At 46.0% G+C, this 25,398-nt stretch carries 24 protein-coding genes and 1 tRNA gene; 21 read left to right on the top strand and 4 right to left on the bottom strand.

The window, feature by feature from the left end; genetic code table 11:
• Positions 1–51 precede the first annotated feature (51 nt).
• The 3 genes from icd (at position 52) to ABIC22_RS29840 (ending at position 2,861) form a co-directional block, all read left to right on the top strand.
• Positions 52–1,344, top strand: a complete 1,293-nt coding sequence (icd, locus tag ABIC22_RS29850; protein ID WP_095288123.1) for an NADP-dependent isocitrate dehydrogenase — start codon at positions 52–54, stop codon at positions 1,342–1,344.
• A 15-nt stretch (positions 1,345–1,359) separates the two neighbouring features.
• Entirely contained in the window at positions 1,360–2,301 is a 942-nt protein-coding gene (gene mdh / locus ABIC22_RS29845; protein ID WP_095288122.1) for a malate dehydrogenase, read from the top strand.
• A 134-nt stretch (positions 2,302–2,435) separates the two neighbouring features.
• Positions 2,436–2,861 (top strand): hypothetical protein, encoded by a 426-nt coding sequence (locus ABIC22_RS29840; RefSeq protein ID WP_095288121.1) that lies wholly within the window; start codon positions 2,436–2,438, stop codon positions 2,859–2,861.
• A gap of 156 nt (positions 2,862–3,017) precedes the next feature.
• On the opposite strand, the gene ABIC22_RS29835 is transcribed toward ABIC22_RS29840, so the two are convergent.
• The gene (locus tag ABIC22_RS29835) at positions 3,018–4,577 is read right to left on the bottom strand and encodes a histidine kinase N-terminal 7TM domain-containing diguanylate cyclase (RefSeq protein ID WP_354485729.1); all 1,560 of its coding nucleotides are present in this window, start codon (positions 4,575–4,577) and stop codon (positions 3,018–3,020) included.
• Between the two features lie 363 nt (positions 4,578–4,940).
• Here ABIC22_RS29835 and ABIC22_RS29830 point away from each other — a divergent pair, with 363 nt between their 5' ends.
• The 12 genes from ABIC22_RS29830 (at position 4,941) to ABIC22_RS29775 (ending at position 18,129) form a co-directional block, all read left to right on the top strand.
• Positions 4,941–5,810 (top strand): SDR family oxidoreductase, encoded by an 870-nt coding sequence (locus ABIC22_RS29830; RefSeq protein ID WP_186812088.1) that lies wholly within the window; start codon positions 4,941–4,943, stop codon positions 5,808–5,810.
• A 291-nt stretch (positions 5,811–6,101) separates the two neighbouring features.
• Complete coding sequence (locus ABIC22_RS29825; protein WP_354485727.1) at positions 6,102–6,437, top strand: cupin domain-containing protein; 336 nt, start codon at positions 6,102–6,104, stop codon at positions 6,435–6,437.
• A 41-nt stretch (positions 6,438–6,478) separates the two neighbouring features.
• Positions 6,479–8,308, top strand: a complete 1,830-nt coding sequence (gene pnpS / locus ABIC22_RS29820) for a two-component system histidine kinase PnpS (protein WP_354485725.1) — start codon at positions 6,479–6,481, stop codon at positions 8,306–8,308.
• Positions 8,309–8,425: 117 nt separating this feature from the next.
• Complete coding sequence (locus ABIC22_RS29815) at positions 8,426–9,157, top strand: response regulator transcription factor (RefSeq protein WP_095288117.1); 732 nt, start codon at positions 8,426–8,428, stop codon at positions 9,155–9,157.
• Positions 9,158–9,306: 149 nt separating this feature from the next.
• Entirely contained in the window at positions 9,307–10,491 is a 1,185-nt protein-coding gene (locus ABIC22_RS29810) for a methyl-accepting chemotaxis protein (RefSeq protein ID WP_354485723.1), read from the top strand.
• A gap of 221 nt (positions 10,492–10,712) precedes the next feature.
• Positions 10,713–11,468 carry a phosphate ABC transporter ATP-binding protein PstB gene (gene pstB, locus ABIC22_RS29805; protein ID WP_095288115.1) on the top strand — a complete coding sequence of 252 codons (756 nt, stop codon included), beginning with the start codon at positions 10,713–10,715 and terminating at the stop codon, positions 11,466–11,468.
• 64 nt (positions 11,469–11,532) lie between these two features.
• Positions 11,533–12,192, top strand: coding sequence for a phosphate signaling complex protein PhoU (gene phoU / locus ABIC22_RS29800; protein ID WP_095288114.1), 660 nt, complete (start codon positions 11,533–11,535; stop codon positions 12,190–12,192).
• Positions 12,193–12,414: 222 nt separating this feature from the next.
• Positions 12,415–15,069 (top strand): DNA polymerase I, encoded by a 2,655-nt coding sequence (polA, locus tag ABIC22_RS29795; RefSeq protein WP_354485720.1) that lies wholly within the window; start codon positions 12,415–12,417, stop codon positions 15,067–15,069.
• A 114-nt stretch (positions 15,070–15,183) separates the two neighbouring features.
• On the top strand, positions 15,184–16,014 hold the full coding sequence (gene mutM, locus ABIC22_RS29790; protein WP_354485718.1) for a DNA-formamidopyrimidine glycosylase: 831 nt from the start codon (positions 15,184–15,186) through the stop codon (positions 16,012–16,014).
• A 193-nt stretch (positions 16,015–16,207) separates the two neighbouring features.
• Positions 16,208–16,963: a manganese efflux pump gene (locus tag ABIC22_RS29785; RefSeq protein ID WP_127536518.1), complete on the top strand. Its 756-nt coding sequence runs from the start codon at positions 16,208–16,210 to the stop codon at positions 16,961–16,963.
• Positions 16,964–16,972: 9 nt separating this feature from the next.
• Complete coding sequence (gene coaE, locus ABIC22_RS29780) at positions 16,973–17,569, top strand: dephospho-CoA kinase (protein WP_354485716.1); 597 nt, start codon at positions 16,973–16,975, stop codon at positions 17,567–17,569.
• Positions 17,566–18,129, top strand: a complete 564-nt coding sequence (locus ABIC22_RS29775) for a lytic transglycosylase domain-containing protein (RefSeq protein WP_095358995.1) — start codon at positions 17,566–17,568, stop codon at positions 18,127–18,129. The genes coaE and ABIC22_RS29775 overlap by 4 nt, the downstream gene beginning before the upstream one ends.
• 155 nt (positions 18,130–18,284) lie before the next feature.
• On the opposite strand, the gene ABIC22_RS29770 is transcribed toward ABIC22_RS29775, so the two are convergent.
• The gene (locus ABIC22_RS29770) at positions 18,285–18,509 is read right to left on the bottom strand and encodes an alpha/beta-type small acid-soluble spore protein (RefSeq protein WP_095288108.1); all 225 of its coding nucleotides are present in this window, start codon (positions 18,507–18,509) and stop codon (positions 18,285–18,287) included.
• A 113-nt stretch (positions 18,510–18,622) separates the two neighbouring features.
• On the opposite strand from ABIC22_RS29770, the gene nrdR reads away from it, so the two are divergent.
• The 4 genes from nrdR to ABIC22_RS29750 all read left to right on the top strand — a co-directional run bounded on the left by nrdR (position 18,623) and on the right by ABIC22_RS29750 (position 21,123).
• On the top strand, positions 18,623–19,090 hold the full coding sequence (nrdR, locus tag ABIC22_RS29765; protein WP_095288107.1) for a transcriptional regulator NrdR: 468 nt from the start codon (positions 18,623–18,625) through the stop codon (positions 19,088–19,090).
• A gap of 185 nt (positions 19,091–19,275) precedes the next feature.
• A tRNA-Ala gene (locus ABIC22_RS29760) sits at positions 19,276–19,348 on the top strand.
• A gap of 395 nt (positions 19,349–19,743) precedes the next feature.
• A complete protein-coding gene (locus tag ABIC22_RS29755) occupies positions 19,744–20,553 on the top strand; it encodes an alpha/beta hydrolase (protein WP_354485713.1) in 810 nt (269 codons plus the stop codon).
• A gap of 48 nt (positions 20,554–20,601) precedes the next feature.
• The gene (locus ABIC22_RS29750) at positions 20,602–21,123 is read left to right on the top strand and encodes a MarR family winged helix-turn-helix transcriptional regulator (RefSeq protein ID WP_354485711.1); all 522 of its coding nucleotides are present in this window, start codon (positions 20,602–20,604) and stop codon (positions 21,121–21,123) included.
• A 211-nt stretch (positions 21,124–21,334) separates the two neighbouring features.
• On the opposite strand, the gene ABIC22_RS29745 is transcribed toward ABIC22_RS29750, so the two are convergent.
• Both ABIC22_RS29745 and ABIC22_RS29740 read right to left on the bottom strand, forming a co-directional pair.
• Complete coding sequence (locus tag ABIC22_RS29745; protein WP_354485709.1) at positions 21,335–22,984, bottom strand: DUF4179 domain-containing protein; 1,650 nt, start codon at positions 22,982–22,984, stop codon at positions 21,335–21,337.
• Positions 22,959–23,504 (bottom strand): RNA polymerase sigma factor, encoded by a 546-nt coding sequence (locus ABIC22_RS29740; protein ID WP_354485708.1) that lies wholly within the window; start codon positions 23,502–23,504, stop codon positions 22,959–22,961. Before ABIC22_RS29740 ends, ABIC22_RS29745 begins: the two co-directional genes overlap by 26 nt.
• A 241-nt stretch (positions 23,505–23,745) precedes the next feature.
• On the opposite strand from ABIC22_RS29740, the gene ABIC22_RS29735 reads away from it, so the two are divergent.
• Positions 23,746–24,591: an AraC family transcriptional regulator gene (locus ABIC22_RS29735; protein WP_354485706.1), complete on the top strand. Its 846-nt coding sequence runs from the start codon at positions 23,746–23,748 to the stop codon at positions 24,589–24,591.
• A gap of 10 nt (positions 24,592–24,601) precedes the next feature.
• Positions 24,602–25,075 (top strand): NUDIX domain-containing protein, encoded by a 474-nt coding sequence (locus ABIC22_RS29730; protein ID WP_354485705.1) that lies wholly within the window; start codon positions 24,602–24,604, stop codon positions 25,073–25,075.
• Positions 25,076–25,398: the final 323 nt, after the last annotated feature.

The following is a 25,398-nucleotide window of genomic DNA, read 5'->3' as shown; positions in this document are numbered from 1 at the left end:
GCGGTATCATGATACCGGAATTATACCAACACTCTAGGAGGAATTATGATTATGAAATTAGAAAAATTCGCTCATCCAACTGAAGGGGAAAAAATTCAGATTGATAACGGAACACTGCAAGTGCCTAATAACCCGATCATTCCTTTTATCGAAGGTGACGGTACAGGCCGCGACATCTGGAAAGCTTCCAAGCGTGTATTGGATGCAGCTGTTGAAAAAGCATATGATGGCAGCAAAAAAATCGCATGGTATGAAGTGTTTGCTGGTGAGAAAGCATTCAATACATACGGTGAGTGGTTGCCGAATGATACGCTTGAAGCAATTCGTGAGTATATCGTAGCCATCAAAGGACCTCTGACGACACCAATCGGTGGCGGAATTCGTTCCCTGAACGTAGCATTGCGTCAAGAGCTTGACCTGTACACTTGCCTGCGTCCTGTACGCTATTTCGACGGAGTGCCTTCCCCGGTTAAACGTCCTGAACTGGTAGACATGGTCATTTTCCGTGAGAATACAGAAGATATCTACGCAGGTATCGAGTATGCTGAAGGTTCCGATGAAGTGAAAAAAGTGATTCAGTTCCTGCAACAGGAAATGGGCGTTAACAAAATCCGTTTCCCTGAAACTTCAGGTATCGGTATCAAGCCAGTATCTTCCGAAGGTTCCAAACGTCTGGTACGTGCAGCAGTTCAATACGCCATCGATCACAACCGTAAGAGCGTGACATTGGTACACAAAGGCAACATCATGAAATTTACTGAAGGTGCCTTCAAAAACTGGGGTTATGAAGTCGCTGAGGAAGAGTTCGGCGATAAAGTGTTCACTTGGGCACAATACGACATCATCAAGGAAAAAGAAGGTACAGATGCAGCGAATGCAGCTCAAAAAGCAGCTGAAGATGCAGGTAAAATCATCGTTAAAGATGCGATTGCCGACATTGCTCTGCAACAAGTATTGACTCGTCCAGGCGAATTCGATGTTATTGCTACATTGAACCTGAACGGTGACTACCTGTCCGACGCCCTTGCTGCACAAGTTGGTGGTATCGGTATCGCTCCAGGAGCGAACATCAACTATGTAACAGGCCATGCGATCTTCGAAGCTACACACGGTACTGCACCTAAGTATGCGGACAAAGACGTTGTGAACCCTGGTTCCGTTATCCTGTCTGGCGTTATGTTGCTTGAGCACCTGGGATGGCAAGAAGCAGCAAACCTGATCTACAAAGGTATGGAAACTTCCATCAACAACAAAACCGTAACGTATGACTTCGCACGTCTGATGGATGGTGCTACTGAAGTTAAATGCTCTGAATTCGCTGATCAAATCATTAAAAACCTGTAAGGGGAGTTGAGAGGCATGACTATTCAGCGCAAAAAAATCACAGTAGTCGGTGCCGGATTTACCGGAGCAACAACCGCTCTAATGCTTGCCCAAAAGGAGCTTGGAGACGTTGTGCTGGTTGATATTCCTCAATTGGAAAACCCGACTAAAGGTAAAGCACTTGATATGCTGGAAGCGAGCCCTGTTCAAGGCTTTGACAGTAATATCGTCGGAACTTCAAACTACGAAGATGCGGCAGGTTCAGACATTGTGATTATCACTGCAGGTATTGCCCGCAAGCCGGGAATGAGCCGTGATGATCTGGTCAATACCAACGCTGGAATCGTGAAGTCCGTGTGTGAAAATGTGAAAAAATATTGCCCTGATTCCATCGTCATTATTCTGAGTAACCCGGTAGATGCGATGACTTATGCTGCATATAAAACACTAGGATTTCCTAAAAACCGAGTTATCGGCCAATCCGGTGTCCTGGATACAGCGCGTTATTGCACATTCATTGCGCAAGAGCTAAATGTATCCGTTGAGGATGTTCGTGGTTTCGTTCTTGGTGGCCACGGAGACGACATGGTACCACTTGTTCGTTATTCAAGCGTTGGTGGTATTCCAATTGACACATTGATTCCGGCAGATCGCATTGAATCCATCGTACAGCGCACACGTGTTGGCGGCGGCGAAATTGTCAATCTGCTGGGTAACGGAAGTGCCTATTATGCCCCAGCCGCTTCACTGGTTCAGATGACCGAAGCCATTTTGAAGGACAAAAAACGGATCATCCCAGTGATTGCTTACTTGGAAGGCGAGTATGGTTATAACGACTTATTCCTCGGTGTGCCAACCATTCTGGGTGGTAACGGGATTGAGAAAGTATTTGAACTCGAGCTCACACCTGAAGAAAAGGCGGGACTCGACAAATCTGCGGATTCTGTTCGAAACGTCATTTCAGTCGTGACCATATAAGTTTGAAAACTTCTTGAACATGAAAAGTGAGAAAACCTCCGGAAACCCGGAGGTTTTCTTTTCTTTGGATAAGTTCCCCAGTATAATGGGATGTGATGTATAGCACACTGAAAATAATGAGGAGGATGGAAATTTTGACAATGATTATGTATTTGCTCCATATCATTGGAGCGCTATCCATGGGGTTCTATCTGATCTTGCCGTTCGTTGTTGGTAAGATCCGCACGCTGAATGCTGCGGCACAGGAAGGCGCATTCACATCGGTTCGTTCCTTGAACCGCATCGCCCAGTATGGATTGGTTATCCAGCTTCTCACAGGCGGATATCTGATGACCAAGGGTGAGTATTCCCACCTGTGGATGGGTGTCGTTGTTGTTTTATTGCTCGCCATTGCTGCCATTGGCGGTATTATGGGTAAACCGCTGCGTCTCGCAGCAGAAGGTGTGAAAAGCAACCGTGATGTGAGCCCGGAGCAGGGCAAGATTCGTACATTCAGTACAATACTGGCTGTCCTCTTGCTCATTATGGTTTATCTTATGGTTGATCGCACGATAATCTAACTAGTTATCTGCAAGATATTGCTCGATACAGCCTGTTAACCAGAATCTAAAACGCTTGCATAAAATGCGGGTAGACAAGCAGGCAGGGTAATCATGTTAGTATCAAAAATAGACAACCCATGGGGCTGTCTATTTTTATTTGCTTAACATATTGGATTAGGCAAGGCTGACTGAATGAGCAAATACAGCATTGCGCCCATTTCGTTTGGACTCATATAATGCACTATCAGCATCCCGAAGCAAGGATTCAAGTGAATCCGTTTCACTGCTATACTGTGCAACCCCAAAGCTTGAAGTAATGGGAACAAGACTTCCCTCCACATGAAGAGGGTCATTCAGCAAAGCGACACGTAACTGCTCGGCTAGCTGCTTTCCATCCTGAAGAGCTGCATTCGGCAGGGCAATGACAAATTCCTCTCCGCCATACCGGGCGAACACCATTTCAGAGTTCAAATAACGATTACATACCGAGACGACATGAACAAGGGCCTGATCCCCAACTTCGTGTCCATAAGTGTCGTTGATCCGTTTGAAATGATCGATATCAAATAGAATAAAAGTTGCAGGCTGATGGCTAAGCTGTGCCTCATTCAGTATTTCACGGCCTTTATGCAGGAACTGCGTTCGATTGTATATTTTGGTCAAACCGTCGAAATAAGCGAGCTGCTTCAATTGTTCTTGCAGAAACCGCTGCTCCGTAATATCGATCAGCATGATCAGGCTTCCAACGGTCTCTCCGTTTTTGTTATACACATAAGATGTTCTGACCTGATAACAGACCGTCTGCCCATGTAACTGCCAATAGAGATCCGTCTGCAGGCCTTCTCTTCCGTATTCCACTGGAAAAGTCTCACCGGCCAGTGAAAGCCAGATATCATTCAGCGGCTGTCCAACCATGCTTGTCTCCAGTTCAGGAAGCATATCGCGCAGCGCTTTGTTGTAATCGACCAGACGATTCGAACCATCCAGAACAATAACGCCCTCGCGCATGCTCTCAAAGATACTGTCTTTGGCTATAGGAACGATGGTCAACAGACGAGAAGACAGGATTGCCCAGATGTACATGGATGAAGTGACACACATGAGTACCGGCACAGGATCCATTCCTCCTGGCGTCAGTCCCATTAAATAAAGAAAGGCACCCGTCATCGGTATCAGTTGGGATGTAATCAATGTAAGCAGCTGGCGGCGATACATTTTCTTGGTGTGTTTCCATTGCGCAATGAGGATTAGACATGCACATAATAGACATGAAAACGTAAATGCTCCGTGAACAACATACCATTGGCCAGCGGCAATATCCATCAAAGGAACAGAACTATCTGTTCGAAGCCATACTTTTTTGTAGAATAAATGGTGGTAGTCATTGGTTGCAACCATGAAGAGCGTAATCGTCGGAATGACGAACAGCGCTGCAGTTGCCTTTTTCGATAGTGACTTGCCCGTGTACTGGATCATCAGGATCAAGCCGAGGGAGGCGGAGAAAGGCATGCCGATGTACTCCACTACCGTCCAGAATTTCATTTGTTCCAGTGTATTGCTGGCGAGCTCAATGGCATAACCAAAGGTATAAACGGATAAGGCAGCCGTATAGAGCATAAATACGTTGGCTCTTGAAATTTCTGCTCTTCTAAAATAGGTGTATACACACAAAAAAACATTCAGGACGGCTGAAGTGGTTACAAGGGATATATAAGCGTTAATGTGCGATTCCATTGATTGGCTCCATGTCAGATTGAGAATCTGTTATTTGAGATGCTTGATCGAACGCAGGATATATACCGGGTATAAGGTACTAAAATCACATTTGTATACTGTACATTGTACATCAGCCCAAGCAGCATAGGAATACAATTTATGTCATGAAACAGGTCATTTTTGAAGAATAATCGAAATTTGGTGCAATGTATAATTCATCCTATTTTCTGTTTGACCTCCAAAAGAGAGTGGTAAGTAAGTATCGAGACAGCCGTAGTGAGTTTTGGATGATGTCAGCTGCAGAAGGAATAATCTGTACTGTTCATGCCATCCTACAGAATGAGAAGTTTACAGCCATTCATTTTGAGAGGAGAATGTGAAATGTCAACCAATACACAATCGCAAAAAACGATGCCAGCACAACATCAGGACCAGCGTCCCGGAATTGAATCGGAGATGCACCCTAAGCCGGAGTTCGAAAAACCGCAGTATAAGGCGGCTGACAAATTATTGGACAAAGTTGCCCTTATTACCGGAGGTGACAGTGGAATCGGGCGTGCAGTTGCCGTTACGTATGCCAAAGAGGGCGCGGATGTAGCCATTGTATACCTGAGCGAGCACCAGGATGCAGAAGAAACCAAACGTCAAGTGGAACAGGAAGGACGCAAGTGTATCCTGATTGCCGGAGACATTGGTGATGATTCATTTGCCAAGAAAGCTGTTCAACAGACGGTGGAGCAGTTAGGCAAGCTGGATATTGTGGTTAACAATGCAGCCGAGCAGCACCCACAGCAGCAGCTGGAGGATATTACGCCTGAGCAGCTGGAGCGGACGTTCCGCACCAACATCTTCGGGATGTTTTATATCACGCAGGCAGCCATGCCACATCTGAAGCAAGGCAGCACAATCATCAACACGACGTCCATCACAGCCTATCGAGGTAGTCCAACTCTGCTCGACTATTCGTCCACCAAAGGAGCGATCACGTCGTTCACGCGTTCCCTGTCCATGAATGTTGTTGAAAAAGGCATTCGTGTAAATGCCGTAGCTCCAGGCCCAATCTGGACACCACTGATTCCATCGACATTTGATGAGAAAAAGGTGAGCGAGTTCGGCGCTACGCAGCCGATGAAACGTCCTGGACAACCGGATGAGCTGGCTCCTGCATATGTATATCTCGCTTCGGATGATTCATCCTATGTGAGTGGACAAGTCATTCACATCAACGGTGGCGAAGTCGTTAACGGATAAAATGATGCTCGGTTCGAGTTAATACTTTCAACACACATATCTAAAGACGTATCGTTCAGCCAATGCTGGCGGTACGTCTTTATGTTTTTTTGACAATGTTCCCAAATTTCTGTGCTATGTTTACAAAAGTCAGGATCAGAAATGATAGTTACATGATATTCTTGATACATGTTCTCCTGGACCTCGTACAGCAAAAGTACTTCATGTCGTATCTGTTTCAATTAGAAACCAATTTGTCCCTTAGGCAACTGTGATATGATAGACGGAACATACCTATCGGGAGGATACAACATGAAGATTAGCAAACAAAACGCAGCACATTACATATGGGGTGCACAATGTGATGGATGGCATCTCGTGCAGAACGAGGGTTTAAGTATTATTCATGAACGCATGCCTGCAGGAACAGCTGAAATACGACATTACCATAACGTAAGCCGCCAATTCTTTTTTATCCTGAGCGGAGTGGCGTGTATGGAGCTTGATGGCGTGGAGTATACACTTGAGCCACATGAAGGACTGGAGATTCCACCAGGTGTGCCTCATCAGATGCAAAATACAAGTGCAAATGAAGTAGAGTTCCTGGTGGTTTCACTGCCAGGTACACGTGGCGATCGGATAGAGTGAACTGACCTATAATTGAGATTAACTAAAAAAGGAAGAGATTAATGAGACCGTTTCGAGTTCGCCTTTCCATCATCATGATGATATTGATTGGTGTATCCGTCATTGTGGCTGGATATACGATGGGCAGAGTATTTAAAACAACACACACCACGGCTCTGGAACAAACGATGGTGCGTGAAATCAATTTGCTCAAGGCAACATTTCCTTTCCATGATGCGACCGATCCAACCTCGGCAGAAACAAGAAAGTACTATTCGGATCGGGCAGGCGAGCTGGAGAAGCTCACCGATTCCAGGGTAACGTTTATTAATCGGGATGGAACGGTCATTGGAGATTCAGAGAGTGATCCTGCTACAATGGATAATCACCTGGACCGGGAAGAAATCAAGGGTGCAGTTGGTGATGGTTATGGCCAGTCCATCCGTTTCAGTGAGACACTGGGAGAAGATATGTTATATGTCGCTCTGCCCGTGAACTCGGATCAAAGTGACATGGTAGAAGTGCCAGGCGGAGAATTCGATGGTTACATCCGATTATCCATGAGTTTGGCTGCTGTGGACCAGGGGTTACAACGTGGCTGGTTAATCATGTTTGTAGCCTTGGGGCTGTTGTTCCTGATTGTGGCTCTGGTTAGTTACCGGGTTGCTCGGGGATTAACCTCACCGATCGAACACATCACGAAGGTAGCTCACCAGATTACCAAACTGGAGTACGATGCAAGGGTAAAGGTCACACGCAGAGACGAAATTGGACAGCTTGGACTGGCAATTAACGGAATGGCTGACAGTCTACAGACACAGCTCAAAACGATTCGTGATAATGAGGCACTACTTCAGAGTGTCCTGGCCAACATGGCAGGCGGCATTGTCATGATTGATGCGTCCCAATCCATAGCACTGGTAAACCGGGAAGCAGAGCGTATGCTGGGTATTCAATCGGAACGCGTGACAGGTAAACCCTATATCGAATTAAAGAAACATTATGAATTGACGCGGACGATTGAAGAAAGTGTAGCTGTTCAGGAACGGATGCATGAGGAGGTAAGTATTTTTAACCCCGAGGAACGTCTGATTCGTATTGACGGTGTTCCGATGACTGAAGATGATGGCGGATACCGCGGGATGCTGTTCCTATTGCAGGATGTTACGGCGATACGCAGACTGGAGTCGATGCGCAGTGAGTTCGTAGCGAATGTTTCCCATGAATTGAAGACTCCTGTGGCCGCGGTCAAAGGGTTTGCGGAGACGCTGCTCAGCGGGGGAGTGCAGGACAAAGAGACGGAACGGTCATTCTTGCAGATCATCTATGACGAAGGCGATCGATTAAACCGGTTAATCGGGGATATTCTGGAGTTATCCAAGATCGAATCCAAGCGGGCACCGCTGCAATGTTCTCCTGTACATGTGCATTCGTTCTTCGAGATGGTTCTGGGTACACTATCCAAAGTGGCAGAGAAGAAGCAGATTCGTCTGCAGATGTTTGTGCCAGAGGAACTGTATATCGAGGCCGACGAGGATAAAATGAAACAGATTTTCATTAACCTGCTCTCGAACGGGATTAACTACACTCCTGAAGGGGGACGTGTTAAATTACAGGTGACGGTCGAACATGGTGAAACCGAGGAACAGGTGGTATTTGCAGTATCGGACACCGGGATTGGTATTCCGAAGAAGGACCTGCCGAGAATTTTTGAACGTTTCTACCGGGTAGACAAAGGAAGATCACGCAACTCTGGTGGTACGGGGCTTGGGTTATCCATTGTGAAACATCTGGTTGAGCTGCACCACGGCAAGTTATCGGTTGAGAGTGAACTTGGCATGGGTACAACGTTCAAGGTCATCCTTCCCCTGATACAGGATGAAGAAATCTAGGCCTGAAGAAGTGATTTGTAAAATCGAATGAATTGCTTTACACAGCGTTAACAAATAAGTGCTATGATATAAAAAGTGTTGTGGCAACAGACAACCTATAAGGAGAGAAGGGGTATCATGGCACAGCGTTTGCTAGTTATTGAAGATGAACCTACATTATCGAGATTGCTTACGTACAACCTTACACAGGAAGGTTATGACGTTACGGCTGAGGATCATGGATCTTCAGGATATGACCGTGCAGTTTCGCAGGACTTTGATTTGATTCTGCTGGATCTGATGCTGCCCGGAATGAACGGTCTGGATATTCTGAACAAATTAAGAGTTCAGGGTGTAACTACACCCGTCATCATCCTTACGGCGAAGAACGGTGAAGCCGAGGTGGTACAGGGTCTGAAATCCGGAGCTGACGACTATATTACAAAGCCCTTTGGCGTGTCGGAACTGCTGGCCAGGGTGGACGCCGTATTAAGAAGATATTCCAATGGTGATGACCTGCCGCAGCCAGAGGACAAGGATGGTTCACGAATTGTACTGGGCGAACTTGAGATCTATCCACTGAAGTATGAAGTGACGCTGGGTGGACAATCCATAAGTCTGCGTCCCAAAGAATTTGAAGTTCTGCTCTACTTAGCCAAGAAGCCAGGCGTTGTTCTTACACGTGATGACCTGATGAATGCGGTCTGGGGCTTCGATTATATTGGAGGCCAGCGCACCGTAGACGTTCATGTAAGTTCATTGCGTAAAAAGCTAGAGCTGGACCCGGAATCCGTACACATTGATTCCATTCGAGGTGTAGGTTATAAACTGGTTGTAAAAAGAAAAACTCCCCATCATTCGAGTTCGTAATGATCGGGGAGTTTTATTTTACGTCTGATTTACATAAACCTTTATTTTCCTTTACATCGAGGGAGTAGCATGAACTTGTCCGAGTGATTCTTAGGACCTACATAACCCATCTCAGGACGGAGCTCATACGTAAAGGAGATTGCGCATTTATGCCCACGTTGCTCGAAGAGAAGCCTGATCTATCCGTAGAAGATGCATATAAGCATGAGGATGACTCGATTCGTTTAACTCAGGATGATCTTACAGAATTAACCCTTAACAACCAGGTGCCCATCCGAGAATACTGCCGTCAGGTTCCCATGGTGGGGGTGCATACCACTTGTGGAGAGGCTGCTAGCATACTGAGTCAGGAACAGAAATATCCATGTGTTGTATTGGGTGACGATCAGAATCGCCCGCTGGGGTTATTGATGCGGGAAACCTTGTATCGAATACTGAATGGACGTTTCGCCGCGGATTTGTTTTATCGCAAGTCCATATCGCATGTTGCTAATTCATCTCCGGTAGTCGTGGATGTACTAGCTGATGCGCCAGAAGTGATTGATGTAGCCTTGTCACGAAGTGAGGAGCATTTCTATGATTGCATCATTGTAACGGAGGAGAACAGGCTGCTTGGCGTATTAACCATGCGGGATCTCATGTCCCTTTCCAGAAGGATGCAGCACGAGGCTGGAGAAGAGCGCGTTCACACCATTACCGAGAGCCAGAAAGAAATATCCCGGATTCATGAGTCGATTACGAAACTGGTTCAATCCGCTGGAAAGGCGGGAGAAGATGCGAAACAAATTATTCAATTGTCTGAACAGGGCGCAAGCAGTCTTATGCAGGTTGAGGCTTCGTATAACCGCGTACATCAGCACATGGGAGGACAGCGCAAGCATGCGAATGATATGCTGACCTCAATAGAAACCGGAGCGGGCATGGCACGTTCCATTCGTTCTCTGGCCGATCAGAGTGCGTTGCTTGCGATGAATGCTTCCATCGAGGCAGCTCACGCTGGCGAGTATGGGCGAGGCTTCCAGGTTGTTGCCAGCGAGATTCGGGCCTTAGCCAAACAAACTCGTGAGGTTGCGGGAGATATGTCCTCATTACTCGAAGGGATCGGTGAATTAACCAGACAAACCGTTGAACTGGTTCGCGCCAGTGCTGCTGAAATTGACGACAGCTCCGTACATGTTACTGAAGGAAGTGCAGCTTTCAACCGTTTAAACTCCGCCGTGGAAGGTATGCTGCATATTGCTGCCAACATCGCAGAGGAAGGCAAGCAGACTGGAGAAGTGGCAGATTATATACGAAAAAAACTGGATTCTATGATTTCTGGGGGAGAATTGTAAACAAAGATAGACATCATTTACCATCTGTGATCGGAATGGGAAGGTCATGGCTTGTTGAAGGATGTCTTTTTACATTCCGTTAACATGAAAGTGATACTCTTTTTACAATAAGAAGGTAGGATATTAAGGATGACCGAGATGTTGAAGATTATTGATCTGGCCTCGGCCTCAACGTAAAGGGAGCTTGGTTTGTCCCTCCAGCGAAGGAGAAGTGAACATCCATGAAGGAACTCATTCACATTGAAGGACTTAATTTGTACTATGATACGCATCATGCGCTTAAAAATATATCAATGGACCTGCCGGAACGAACCGTAACTGCATTCATTGGACCGTCAGGTTGTGGTAAATCCACGTTGCTCCGTACATTAAACCGGATGAATGACATGATTCCGGGAGTACGTGTCGAGGGACAAGTTCTGCTCGATGGATCGGATATCTACAGTAATGAAATCGAAGTTGAAACGCTGCGCAAACGAGTAGGCATGGTGTTTCAGCAGCCCAATCCTTTTCCAAAATCAATCTATGATAATGTCGCATACGGCCCCCGTTTGCACGGTGTTACCCAGAAGGCGGAGCTGGACCAGTTGGTTGAGCAAAGTCTTGTGCACGCTGCATTGTGGGATGAGGTCAAGGATGTACTCAAAAAATCGGCGCTTAGTCTGTCCGGCGGTCAACAGCAGCGACTCTGTATTGCACGAGCCCTCGCGGTACAGCCTGATGTACTGCTAATGGATGAAGCCACTTCGGCCCTGGACCCCATCTCGACATTAAAGATCGAGGAACTGGTCAAGGAACTGCACAACAAGTACACCATCGTCATGGTAACCCACAACATGCATCAGGCTGCCCGCGTATCGGGTAAGACAGTATTTTTCCTGAATGGTGAAGTTGTGGAGGCCGCTGATACAGAAACGCTGTTCTCCACGCCCCAGGATTCCCGAACCGAGGATTATATATCCGGACGGTTCGGTTAAGCAAGCTGAATTCGAACGAACCCGGCGTATCCGGAGATGATGGACAAGGGGGACATGGAAACCTATGATTCGCAGGAAAGAATTTGATCAGGAGCTTGAAGAGCTTCGCATTTTGCTTCGGCAAATGGGTGAGCATGTAGGAACGGCATTGGATGGTGCCATTGAGAGTTTACGGACATTGGATGCTGAGAAAGCTCAGGTCATCATCAAGAATGATGCGAATCTGAATGCGCTTGAAGACAAAATCATGGAACTGGGCTCCAAGCTCATTATTACCCAGCAGCCAGTCGCGAAGGATTTGCGCCGTATTATTGTGGCGTTCAAAATCTCAAGTGATCTCGAGCGTATGGGCGATCTCGCCTTGGACGTTGCCAAAGTGACGCTTCGTATGGAAGGCCAGGAGCTGATTAAGCCACTTGTGGATATCCCGCGTATGGCGGAAATCGTCAAAGAGATGATTGATGAATCCATCGAGTCGTTCCTGAAGGAAAATACGGATCTGGCTTACAAAATGGCACAAACGGATGATCAGGTGGACCAGCTGTACAGTCATATGATTGGAGATCTATACAGTTTCATGACCTCTCATCCAACTCAGGCCTCTCAGGCCATGCTGCTCATGTTGGTAGGACGCTATATTGAACGCATAGGCGATCATGCAACCAACATTGGGGAGAGCACGGTTTATCTGGTAACAGGTAAGCGTCCGGATTTGAACCAATAATCAGTAACGGCAAATCAGTGGAATTGGGGACGATTTGCTGCAAAAACAAGGGACTTTTTCCCGGCAGCCTGCAAACGACAGGCTGTCTGTGGAGAGAGTTCTTTTTTTGCTGGATGGAATGTGTAAAAAGATGCCCAATCTTTTTTGTTGTAACAGGTGTGTATGTTATCATGAGAGTAGATGTACTTGAGGGTTTGACCATACGATACGTGAGGTGCTGGAATGGAAAAGTTTATTCTCATAGATGGAAATAGCATTATTTACCGGGCGTTTTTTGCAATGCCTCCTCTGACGAATTCGAAAGGATTGCATACCAATGCGGTGTATGGCTTCACCACCATGCTGCTCCGATTGCTGGAAGAGCATAAGCCAACCCATGTCATGGTGGCATTTGATGCTGGCAAAGTCACTTTCCGTCACGAAGGTTACCAGGAGTATAAAGGTGGCCGTGAAAAAACACCACCCGAGCTGTCGGAACAGTTTCCATTACTCAAAGAATTGCTGCAAGGATTGGGTATTGCCCAGTTTGAGCTGGCCGGGTTTGAAGCGGACGATATCATCGGAACGTTAACCAAACGCGCAGACGAGGCTGGAAGACAGGTATTGGTTGTATCGGGTGACAAGGATATGCTGCAGCTTGCCTCCGAACATGTACATATCGGTCTCACGCGCAAAGGGGTAACGGATATCGAACTGTATGACCCTGCTCAAATTAAGGAACGGTATGGTCTGACGCCACTCCAAATTATCGATCTCAAAGGCCTGATGGGCGATGCCTCTGATAATATTCCGGGTATTCCCGGAGTCGGAGAGAAGACTGCCTTGAAACTTCTGCATCAATTCGGTTCTGTCGAGGAAGTGTTGAACGGCACAGGTGAATTGAAAGGTAAAATGAAAGAAAAGATTGAGACACATGCCGAAGATGCCCGGATGAGCAAAGAGCTGGCGACCATTCACCGCGAAGTGCCGCTGGAACAAACCTGGGATGACATGCAGTTCGCCGGGTTAAAAGAAGAACAGGCAGGGCCAGCACTGGCCAAGCTTGAATTCAAATCCTTGCTCGAACGCTTGTCATTCAGTGGGAGTGCAGGCTCTGCAGCTGAAGCGGTACCAGCTGCCGAAGTGGAATCCACGATTGCTACAGAAGAAACGATTGGTGAGCTGTTTGGCTCCCTGGAATCCATTGATGTTCTCCACGTGGAGACCCATGGTGATAATCCACATCAAGCGAAATTGATTGGGGTAGCGATTGGATCAGGTGAGACGTATGTCTTCCTTTCACCCGAGGTGTTACATTCTGAAGCAGCGGTCCCGGTTCGTGAATGGCTTGGTAATCCGGACAAGCCCAAACGTGGTTATGATCTGCACCGCGTCGATCTAGCTCTGCACGCGCATGGTCTTGAATTCGCCGGAGCATCCTTCGATGTGCAGCTTGCTGCCTACTTGCTTGACCCGACGGAATCCAATCAGACCATTAGCGGCTTAACTTCGAAGTATGGCTTGCCTTCCCTGGCTGAAGACGACACGGTTATGGGGAAGGGTGCAAGATACAAGGTGCCTGATGTAGAAATCCTGGGCGATTTCCTGTGCCGGAAGGCTGCTGCCGTGGCTGCCATTATTCCTCTTCAGGAGCAGGCACTTGAGAATGATGAGATGAACGCGCTCTTTCACGAATTGGAGATGCCGTTATCACGCATTCTGGCAGACATGGAGAAACAGGGGATTAAAGCGAATACAGCAGATCTGCAGGCCTTGGGACGTGAGTTCGAGGAACAGATCAGCAGGCTGATGGCGGAGATTTACCGACTATCCGGTACAGAATTCAATCTGAATTCACCGAAGCAGCTGGGTGAGATTTTGTTTGATAGACTGGGTTTGCCAGTGGTGAAAAAAACAAAAACAGGCTATTCCACAGATGCGGAAGTCTTGGAGAAATTGGCTCCTTATAATGATGTGGTCAAGCATATTCTGCAATATCGTCAGCTTGCCAAACTGCAATCCACTTATGTGGAGGGCTTGCTTAAAGAGATTTCTGATCGGGATGGCAAGGTGCATACGTATTATCGTCAGACCATTGCTGCAACGGGACGACTTAGCAGTCAATTCCCTAACTTGCAGAACATTCCGATTCGGATGGAAGAAGGTCGCAAAATCCGGAAGGTATTTGTTCCTTCCGAGCCAGGATGGTCCATTCTGGCAGCAGACTATTCCCAGATTGAACTGCGTGTACTGGCCCATATTTCGGATGATGAGCGCTTGAAGGAAGCGTTTGTCAATGATATGGATATTCATACCAAGACTGCTTCGGATGTATTTGGTGTGAAGCCTGAAGATGTGGATGGGGATATGCGTCGTTCCGCCAAAGCAGTTAACTTTGGTATCGTGTATGGAATAAGTGATTATGGATTGTCTCAGAATCTGCATATTACGCGTAAAGAGGCAGCACAGTTCATCGATCAGTATTTTGAAGTCTTCCAGGGTGTGCGCCGATATATGGATGACATTGTGAAGGAAGCTCGCCAGGATGGCTACGTTAAAACGCTGTTGGAACGACGTCGCTACCTGCCAGAGATTAATGCCAGCAACTTCAATCTGCGTTCCTTCGCAGAACGTACGGCGATGAATACACCTATTCAGGGAACAGCGGCAGATATCATCAAGCTGGCCATGGTACAGATGGATGAAGCGCTACGGGAACGCCAATTGAAGAGTCGTATGCTGCTTCAGGTACATGACGAACTTGTATTTGAAGTACCTGCGGATGAGCTGGAGCTGATGAAGGAGCTGGTGCCATCCGTTATGGAAAAAGCATTGGAGCTCTCGGTACCGCTTAAAGCAGAAGTAAGTTTCGGGGAAAACTGGTACGAAGCCAAATAACCAACCGGCATGTATTTCCGTTTATTTACAAACATTTCCTCACAAGGATTCGACAGAAGAAGGGGTCCCGCTGAAGCTCAACTTCCGTTATAATATAGGGGAGGTGAGAACATCATGCCGGAATTACCGGAAGTCGAAACAGTCAGAAGAACATTGAATCAGCTTGTTGTAGGTAAGACCATTGAACGCGTAACCGTTAACTTGCCGCGCATCATTCAGCGGCCGGACGATATAGAAGCATTTGCACTGGAACTCGCAGGCCACACCATCATCGGAGTGGAGCGCAGAGGGAAGTTTTTACGGATTTTGTTGGACGGGCTGGTACTGGTCTCCCATCTGCGGATGGAAGGTCGATACGGCGTATACGAGCAGCACGAAGAAGTAGAGAAGCATACCCATGTTATCTTTCACTTCACAGATGGCACGGAATTGAGATACAAGGACGTACGACAGTTTGGAACCATGCATTTGTTTGCAGCAGGCGAAGAGCTCGTATCCAAACCTTTGTTGAAGCTCGGCCTTGAGCCGCTGGATCCGGCATTTACCGTGACTGCATTTCGTGAAGCTGTTGGTAAACGGACAACCAAAATCAAGGCTGTGTTGTTAAATCAGGCATATGTCGTTGGCATCGGGAATATTTATGTGGACGAAGCCCTTTTTCGCGCTGGTATTCACCCCGAAACCATTGCCAAGACGCTGACTGAAGCACAATTGACGGTGCTGCACGAGGCTATTGTAGCTACGCTGCAGGATGCCGTGAATGCAGGCGGATCCTCCATCAAATCGTATGTTAATGGACAAGGTGAGATGGGCATGTTTCAGCATCAACTGAAAATCTATGGTCGCAAATCCGAGCCTTGTACAACTTGTGGTACATTGATTGAGAAAAGCGTTGTTGGCGGTCGCGGGACGCATTACTGTCCGAAGTGCCAACCATTAAAGTGACCCAAAGAAGATACAAATTGAAATTGTCGTTTACACGCTAACGGTTTGAATTTGTACCGGAATGAACGAAATGATTAAAACGTAGCACCCATGGATTACTCCCTCCATATACTGATATGGCAGAAATAAGCGGGCGAATACCTACCTGTAACGGTAGGTGGAAACGAGTTCCCGCACAGGGGAGGAATCCAGGGTGCTGCATCATTTTATTTCATTGCTGGCGCTTGCTTTGGCGCTTAGTTTAGATGGTTTTGGTGTCGGGATTACATACGGGCTGCGCAGGACGAAGATCCCGCTGTTATCCATTGCTGTCATCTCCATTTGTTCGGGGTTGGTCATTGCGTTGTCCATGCAGGTGGGAGTTCTGCTATCCCATGTGGTATCTCCTGATGTGGCTTCGTTCGTTGGTGCGGTTATTCTGATTGCCATCGGTGCGTGGTCATTAATTCAGTTGATCCGTAAGCAGGGGAAGGATCGCCTCGAATCGGAAGAGGGAACGGAAGCAGTCGGAGATGAAGAGCAAGCAATCCATGCAGCGCCGGTCAAAGGCAGAAATCAAGTGCTGGCACTTGATCTTGAACCATCTGTATCCGGCGGATCGCTGGAACGCATGGTATTTACACTGGAACTGCGGAAATTAGGAGTTGTCATTCAAATATTACGCAGTCCTTCCAAAGCAGATATGGACAATTCGGGAAGCATATCTGCTCAGGAAGCGATGTGGCTTGGAATCGCGCTGTCACTGGATGCCTTCGGTGCAGGGCTCGGAGCTGCTTTGCTCGGTTTCCCCACATTGTGGACTGCACTTGTCATCGCGCTGTTCAGTGGCGCATTTCTGTTAATAGGCATGAAAGTTGGATTGCGCTTTTCAGCTCTGCGCTGGATGAGAAGACTGTCCGTACTTCCTGCGTTGTTACTGATGATTATGGGAATAATGAAGCTGTTATGAGGTGAAACGATGAATATTGGCTTAACCGGCGGGATCGCAACGGGAAAGAGCAGTGTTTCCGCCCTTCTTGCCAGTAAGGGAGCGCTGCTGATTGATGCAGACGTGATTGCCCGGGAGGTCATGATGCCCGGGCATCCTGTTTTGGCTGCCGCTGTTCAGCGGTTTGGACAAGCCATATTAAATGAAGACGGAACACTGGACCGTAAAAAGCTGGGCAGCATTGTGTTTCAAAATCCCGAGGAGCGTAAAGCGCTCGAGGCAATCACACATCCGGCTATTCGCCAGGAGATGCGGGAGCGTGCTGCTGCATATGAAGAAGCCTATCCGGACAAGCTTGTGGTATCGGATATTCCTTTATTGTTTGAATCCGGTCTGGAAAATGGATTTGATGAGGTTGTCGTTGTTTACGTCCCAAGATCCGTGCAGCGGGAGCGGCTGATGAGTCGGGATGGCATGACAGAGGAACAGGCTGACGCCCGTATTAATGCGCAGATGGATATTGAACATAAGAAGCAGCGTGCTGACGTGGTCATTGACAACAGCGGCTTATGGTCGGAGACGGAGCAGCAGGTTATTTCATTTTTGCAGCATAAGGGTCTGATATGAAGTTACTGCGTAAGAAACGGGTACTGCTGTTGATGTTTGTTTCATTTGTATTGGTGCTGTTCCTGAATACAAACTGGATGGCGTGGTTTTATCCGATTCATTACAAGGAAGAGATTCGTGCGCAGTCTCAGAGCTATGAGGTAGACCCTTTCCTTATCGCTTCCATCATCAAGGTGGAAACCAATTTCAAGACAAGCAAGGAATCCAGAAGAGGTGCCATCGGGCTGATGCAGCTGATGCCGGATACGGCCAACTGGATCATGGAGCAGGCCAAAATTCCCGGGACCTCGTTAGAGGAGCTGAAACATGAACCGGGCAGGAACATTCAGCTTGGGACATGGTACCTGCGTAACCTCTCAGAACAGTTTGACGGCAATGAAACGGCCATGATTGCCGCTTACAATGCCGGACCAGGCAAAGTAAGTGGATGGATCAGAGATGGTGTTTGGGACGGCTCATTCGAGACAGTCAAAGATATTCCTTTTGGAGAAACCCGGCACTATGTACAACGAGTCATTTATTATTATAATCAGTATGTAAAGATCTATAATACGTTCTAATCGCTAATTGCTTGGATTATGCAGTTGTCTGGAGTACAATCGGTTTGAATTGAATTTTGATATCGTATGTCTTATTTAATAGTAGAAGCACAGAGCAGGCCGGTTATTCACCGGCCGCTCCATGCTCCTCTGTCTAACGTATTACAATGCAGATATTATTGGTATTGACCTGCCAATTGCTGTTCTGCAATTGTTACCAGACGTTTCGTGATGTATCCACCGATCGAACCGTTCTCGTAAGAAGTCATGTTACCTTGGTATCCGTCTTGTGGGATGCTGATTCCGAGTTCTTGAGCAACTTCATATTTCAATTGCTCCAGTGCTGCGGAAGCGCGAGTTACTACCAAGTTGTTGGAGTTACCGTTGCTGTTTTGTGCCATTGCTGTTCACCTCCTCGCGGTTGGTAAAAGTATTATGTGTCTTCAATGCGATTTTCATAACTAGAAGTGACAGGGAATTTATGGTAAAAGAAAAACATGGGAAGTGATCTGAGTTGAAATGTCCTTATTGCGCCTATCTGGGTACAAAAGTGCTGGATTCTAGGCCTGCTAATGAATCAAAATCCATCCGCCGTCGTCGTGAGTGCGAGCAGTGCAGTCGCCGTTTTACGACGTTTGAAATGGTCGAAGAGACACCGCTGATCGTGATCAAGAAAGATGGCAGCCGTGAAGAGTTTAGTCGCGACAAAATTCTCCGTGGCCTTATTCGGGCTTGTGAGAAACGTCCTGTCTCTGTAGAGACGCTGGAGATGATGGTTTCCGAGGTGGAGAAGTCACTGCGTAACACTGCTGAAGCTGAAGTGGAAAGCCGCCAAATTGGCGAGCTGTTGATGGAGCAGTTGTTCCCGGTTGATGAAGTTGCCTATGTGCGGTTCGCTTCCGTGTATCGCCAATTCAAAGACATCAATATGTTCATGAAAGAACTGAAATCGTTGTTGTCCAAAGAGGATCTCGACGATTAAAGAAGTGGATTAAGGGAGAAGAGCAGTCTGGGCTTGTAATTATGAGTGTTCTTGTCTGTACAGAGGTTGTTCTTCTCCAAACACTTTGCCTTCTGAAAAAGTTATTGACAGCTAAAGCTGCATTTTATATGATATAGGAGTCGCCTGTGGAACATCGCTGAAGCGGACAAGTACATATTTAATGTGGGGCCTTAGCTCAGCTGGGAGAGCGCATCGCTGGCAGCGATGAGGTCAGGGGTTCGATCCCCCTAGGCTCCATACTCGAAAACCTCTTGGTATCCAAGAGGTTTTTTGCTTTTTATGGATCTCTTTTCCCGTGTCTGTTGCCAAAACGCTCATATTGTCTTACTCCAAAAAATAATCGCATTATGAACTCGACTTGAAGGGCGTTGATTGAAACGAGGGCGAAGCTACATTGATATTAGCACCGCTCAGTGCATTAATTCCCTTTCCGATTTTATGTAAACGCTTAAAAATTTGATGGACAATAGCGCAAAACTGATGTTATATTGTTTCTGTAAGAAACAATATAGTCTTCATAGAAAACTAAATATTATTGGATTAGTGGACATGGTAATGCTAACTAAATGTGCTCAAAGCTCAATGATGTGATCTTCTGGATGCTTTAGCACCATGAAAAGGATGGGATGAATATGAACCACAGTGAGACAACGATTAAATCATTTGACGGAACACAGCTATATTTCAGCAAGGATACAGCCGAAGATGCGAAGGCAGCCGTGGTCATTGTTCATGGGCTGTGCGAGCATGCCGGGCGTTATGATGAGTTGACGAAGCAATTAAACAAACGAGGTTGTAACGTATATCGATTCGACCATCGTGGTCATGCGAGATCTGAAGGAAAGCGTACATTCTACAGTGATTTTCACCAAATCATCGAGGATGTAAATGTCGTAGTTGATAGCGCCTTGCAAGAGAGCAATGATCTCCCAGTATTTGTCATTGGTCATAGTATGGGCGGATTTGCAACTGCGTCATTTGGCACGAAATATCCAGGCAAGGTCAAAGGCATTGTTTTATCAGGAGCACTTACCCGTTACAATACGAAGGTTGCTGGTGAGCTGCCGCTTGATCTTCCTACAGGGACGTATTTCCCGAATGAGCTTGGCAGTGGCGTATGCAGTGACCCTGAGGTTGTATCCGCTTACGCAAGTGACCCACTGGTAGAAAAACAAATTTCTGTGGATCTTTTTAATAGCCTGGGGAATGGCGTGGCGTGGTTAAAAGAACATGCCAAGCAGTTTGTGGACCCGGTGCTCGTTCTGCATGGAGCAAACGATGGGCTGGTGAGCGAGCAGGATTCACGTGAATTCTACGGAGACATTGCCTCGACTGACAAAACGTTGAAGATCTATGCACATCTCATGCATGAAATATTTAATGAACCGACTAGACATGAAGTCATAGAAGAAGCGATTACATGGATTGAAAAACATATCTAATTTCAGTAGAGTAAAGGAAAGAGAATCTAAATATGAAAGGGATTACTCATGAAATTAGATTGGATGGGCGACCATCGGACCATGATTGAGAAAATTATCAAGTACGGCAATGCATATTCGAACACCTATAAGCTGCAGCGAAGCTATGGTACGGACGTGATGTTCTCCGCCTCTCAGATCCAGACCCTGGAATATATTCTGGAAGCAGAGGATAAGGAGGAGAAAATGTCAGAGATGGCAGCACGTTTGGGCGTTAGCCGCAGTACATTTTCTAAGAATGTGAAGAATCTGACGGAAAAAGGCTTGCTCGAAAAATATCATTTAAGCGGTAACCGCAAAGACATTTATGTCAAACCTTCGGCGAAAGGGCGCGAGGTATATGCAAAGTACACTGAATTTGTCCGTAAGCTTTGCTTTGACGATATCTTTATGCATGCTGACCAAATTTCAGCAGCCGACAAGGAGAGTTTTATTCGCATTATGGATCTGTTCGCAGATGTGCTGGTTTGGTATGGTGAGAAGGAACAGGAACCGCGCAAACTCATTAAAATTGATCCGGGCAGCGATTAAATTCTAGGGTTATGGATGTAGATGTATCATTCAAGTCAGCTTGTATGGATTGTACTCTAACAAAAGGGGATTTTCTTTCAAGGTATTTAACTTGAAGGGAAATTCCCTTTCTGGTATATTAACCAGCTTAGTACAGGAATAAAAAAAATGCCCTTGTACAAGGGCATTTTTTTTGCGCAATAGTTATTTCATCTTGGTTTAGACTGGGTTACTATTTAGTGCTATTAAGTGGAATTCGTAAATCTCCATCCGGCTCTTTCGTCGTATAGTTCGATACATAAAGATCAATTACTTTACCCTTAAAATCTTGGAATACTTCCGTATGTTTATTATCAGAGTCGTTGAAATACAACGGCGTTAAATATTGCTTTTCTCCCGCATCAAGGAAATACGTTTGGTTGATCCCGCCAAATGTAGGCTCAGGGCTGGACGACCCAACGTACAGGTTCCCATCCTTAAGATAATAAGTCCAGTTGATATGGAGTCCTTCGTAATCACTTGTTATCGTTTGTGGCTGAGTCGAAATATTCGTTAGACGAATAGACGTCTGGTCACCAGCATGCTCATCAACTCTGTCCTTCGCGATTAAGGTTATGGGTTTGTTGGCCACAGAACTTACATCCATGAGAGACGAATCGTTCTGCTCAAATCGCAGTTCGGTCTGGTTAGGATTTAACGTGCCTTCGACGGAAACGTAGCCTTCCAACATGCTGCCACCCACTTCCAACTGATAAGTCCGGTATGGCAATCTGTAGTAGTCTTCTTGGTGATCAATAGTTACTCGAATCTGGGTTGGCGTCACCACTAACCCACTGATTCTAGCCTCTCCATCCAATGACTGCAGTGGAATATCCATTTCTTTCTTGACTGTCCCCGTTTCCATCTGCTGTTGAGACAAGGAGAGATTGACGTTCCAGGTTCCATCTGTTCGCTCTTTCTCATGTGTATACGTGAAGGTGAAATGATCTGCGCTCTCTTTGAACTGCTGCTCGTTAAATATTTGTGTGCTGGAGTATGTTCCGGTTGCACCATTAGTACCGTATATAGGGCTTTCTGTTTCTTTAATCATGTTCCCGTTTGGATCATAAGCTGTGATTCTGGCCCAAGTCTGTTCCTTCAACGCCGTATCAGTGAAAGTCACGTTGGAACGAATCATGATTTGCTCTTCGGTGTGCTGGAAGGATTGTACTTCTACCGATTCGATTCCGTCCTTGTGTATATTGAATTTCTGAGTATTAGAATCTTGGGGATCGAGTGTAATGTCCTCCTGTATGTCTTGTAAATATCGTACACCTGTAATGGAGAATTGAAGATCGGATTGGTTCTCTGACATCACCCAGTCCGTTTCAAAGTATCCCTGATACACACCTTGCTCTTCGTTCCATTGTTGATAATAGTGTCCTTCAATAGGTGTACCTTCACTGTCTTTCAAAACGATCTGATCATATCTGATTTCTGCTCCGTCTGTTTCCATGGCGGGTTTAATCGTATAGAGAAGGACTGTTCGGTTATCATCCACAAAAGCGTTATGCACCGTTAAGGTGACTCCGTGAGCTGTGACGCTTTGTTCAATAGACTGACCATATCCCGCTTGGAGAGCTGACTCAATTCCGGACTTATGGGAGAGGACATCACTCCAATCATATTGAAAAGCTGCATATACCGGAGTGGCCATTACCGCTACAGATACACCCAGGACAATAGCAACTTTCGTCTTACCGCGCTGTGATCTTTCCTTGAGCTGATCTGCTACCCGAAGCTCGTCCATCTGTATGCTGTTAAACATCTTATCAAAATCCGGATATTCAATGTGGTCTGAATGTTTCATGTGATTCTTAACCTTGGATTCTACTGTATTCAAAACGGTTCTCTCCTCTCAAGTTAACCTTCTCGTAGTACTCCAGTTTCTTTCGCATCAATTTAAGAGCCTTGTGCAATCTGGATCGAACGGTCCCCTGACGTATATTGAGGATTTCCGAGATTTCCGCAACAGATAGATCACCAATGTACCGCAGGGTCACAACACTGCGCAGCTTGTCAGGCAATTGGCGCAATTGTTGCTCCAATTCAGCGAAGGATAACTTAGCCATAACTATTCCATCGACCGAACCTCTAGCAAGAACCTCGTGTTCATGTAAGTTCTGTAGTTGGTCTTGTTTGTCATTTTTGACTTTGTTTTTTCGAATAATGTTGAGGCAATGATTCATGGCGATCCGCATAATCCAGGCCTTGAGGTGTGTAACATTTCTCCAGTCCTGCCGAAACACAGTTACAAACACATCATGGCATACATCCTCGGCATCCTGAATGTTTTTGAGCATATACAAGCAGGAACGATATACATCTTTGTTGTAAGAATAGAAGAGTTCGTGCTCGGTCACTTCCGCTGCTCCTTTCTTGTTGGGATATATAATAGACAAGTGAGGGTCAAAAATGATTCACTTTTTTTATCCTGTCCTCCGATGAAGAACGTGCTAAGATAATCCATTATGGTTGATTCCTCATGAGTTGAACAGATTAACAGTTACCATAAAAGACTAGGGCCGGACAGATCAGAGCAAATAATGACAGGCCGCAAAACAAGTATTCCTCTATTATAGAAATCAAGGAGTGGTCAACCGTATGAACTGGATTGAATCGTTGCAGAAGGCTATACAGTATATTGAAGAGCATCTACTCGAAAATGTAACGATAGAGCAGATCGCAGCACAGGCTCATATCTCGCCTTTTTATTTTCAACGTACGTTTACGCTATTAACAGATGTTACCGTATTCGAATATATACGGCGGAGACGATTAACACTGGCAGCACATGAACTTGTACAGAGTGAACAGAAAATTATTGATTTGGCGTACAAATACGGATATGACACTCCTGAATCTTTCTCCAAAGCTTTTCGCAGACAGCATGGGGTTGCACCAAGTGAGGTGCGAAAAAGCAGCACCTCAGTTAAGTCGTATAATCGCTTGGCTATTCAAGTAAGTTTAAAAGGAGCGGAACCGATGGATTATAAAATTGTTGAACAGGCTGAATTTACGTTAGTTGGAATCAAGCAAGCTTACTCTTATGCAGATGGAGAGAATTTAAGGGAAATCCCTAGAATGTGGGAAGAAGCCTATGCGAACGGAACAGAAGATCGTTTAATGGCTTTGAATAATGGAGCTATTCAAGGATTACTTGGAGTCTGTGTGGATCAGACCGAGATCGAGGAGAAGCAAATGGAGTACTGGATTGGTACAGCTTATCATGGTGAAATACCAGAAGGTTTGTCTTCCCTCACCATCCCTGCTTCCAAATGGAGTGTATTTGAAGTAAAGGGGCCTCTGCCTGAGAGCTTGCAGAATCTATGGAAACAGATTGTTTCCGAATGGTTCCCATCTAATTCTTATGAGCATGCCGGGACACCCGAATTAGAGGTTTATGCAGGTCCTCATCATGCGCCACAAATCTGGATACCGATTAAATAAGGGGGTGAGGGTGATAACTTCGAAATTTCATCATCTGGCAAGAGGAATTATAATCAGTCAGGATCAGGTTCTGCTCGCCCATGCCATTGGTCATCAAAATACGTTCTTGCCAGGAGGTCACATTGAATTTGGTGAAAGCGCACCGGATACCCTAAAAAGAGAAATCGAAGAGGAACTGGGGCTGTCATGTTACATCGATGGATATTTAGGCTCGGTAGAGCATCAGTGGGAGAAAAATAAGGAGCTCCATTGCGAAATGAACCAGATTTTCAGAGTGAAAGTCCCTGAACTGGATCTGTTACAATCTCCTGTATCTCTCGAGTCTCATATTGAATTCTATTGGGCGTCTGTGTATGAGCTTGCTGCGCATCATTTGCAGCCTTATCCACTCCGTAAGTTAATCCCACAGCTTGTCAGAGGAGATACATCAATATGGTGGGAAAGTACGTTGAAGGATGGTATTACAGCGGATAATATCGAATAAGGTTCTGCTCTAGTTAGGGGAGCGTGAGAAGTTCACTACGTTCAATGTTGTTTTCTATATTTTGAAGATGAAGGTGTTTCAATGCCTTTCAATACCCTTCATCAACACCTTAGTTCAATATCTTAGTTCAACACCATTTTTTAAAACCATAGATTAACACCTTTCATTAATACCTTTTTACAAGCAACAAAAGTGTCTCAAAAGGCTTGATCCATAAGGGCTTCTGTATCTGGATAAATTTAGATATGGAAAGCCCTTATTTTTATGCAAAATGATAACGGTAAGGTACACATCAAGAAACGCCAAACCAACAATACATGTAT

This window comes from Paenibacillus sp. PvP094 (genome assembly GCF_040546835.1).
Lineage (GTDB): Bacteria > Bacillota > Bacilli > Paenibacillales > Paenibacillaceae > Paenibacillus > Paenibacillus illinoisensis.
The sequence above is the reverse complement of the archived record's forward strand: the minus strand, read 5'-3'. Positions and strand labels throughout refer to the sequence as shown.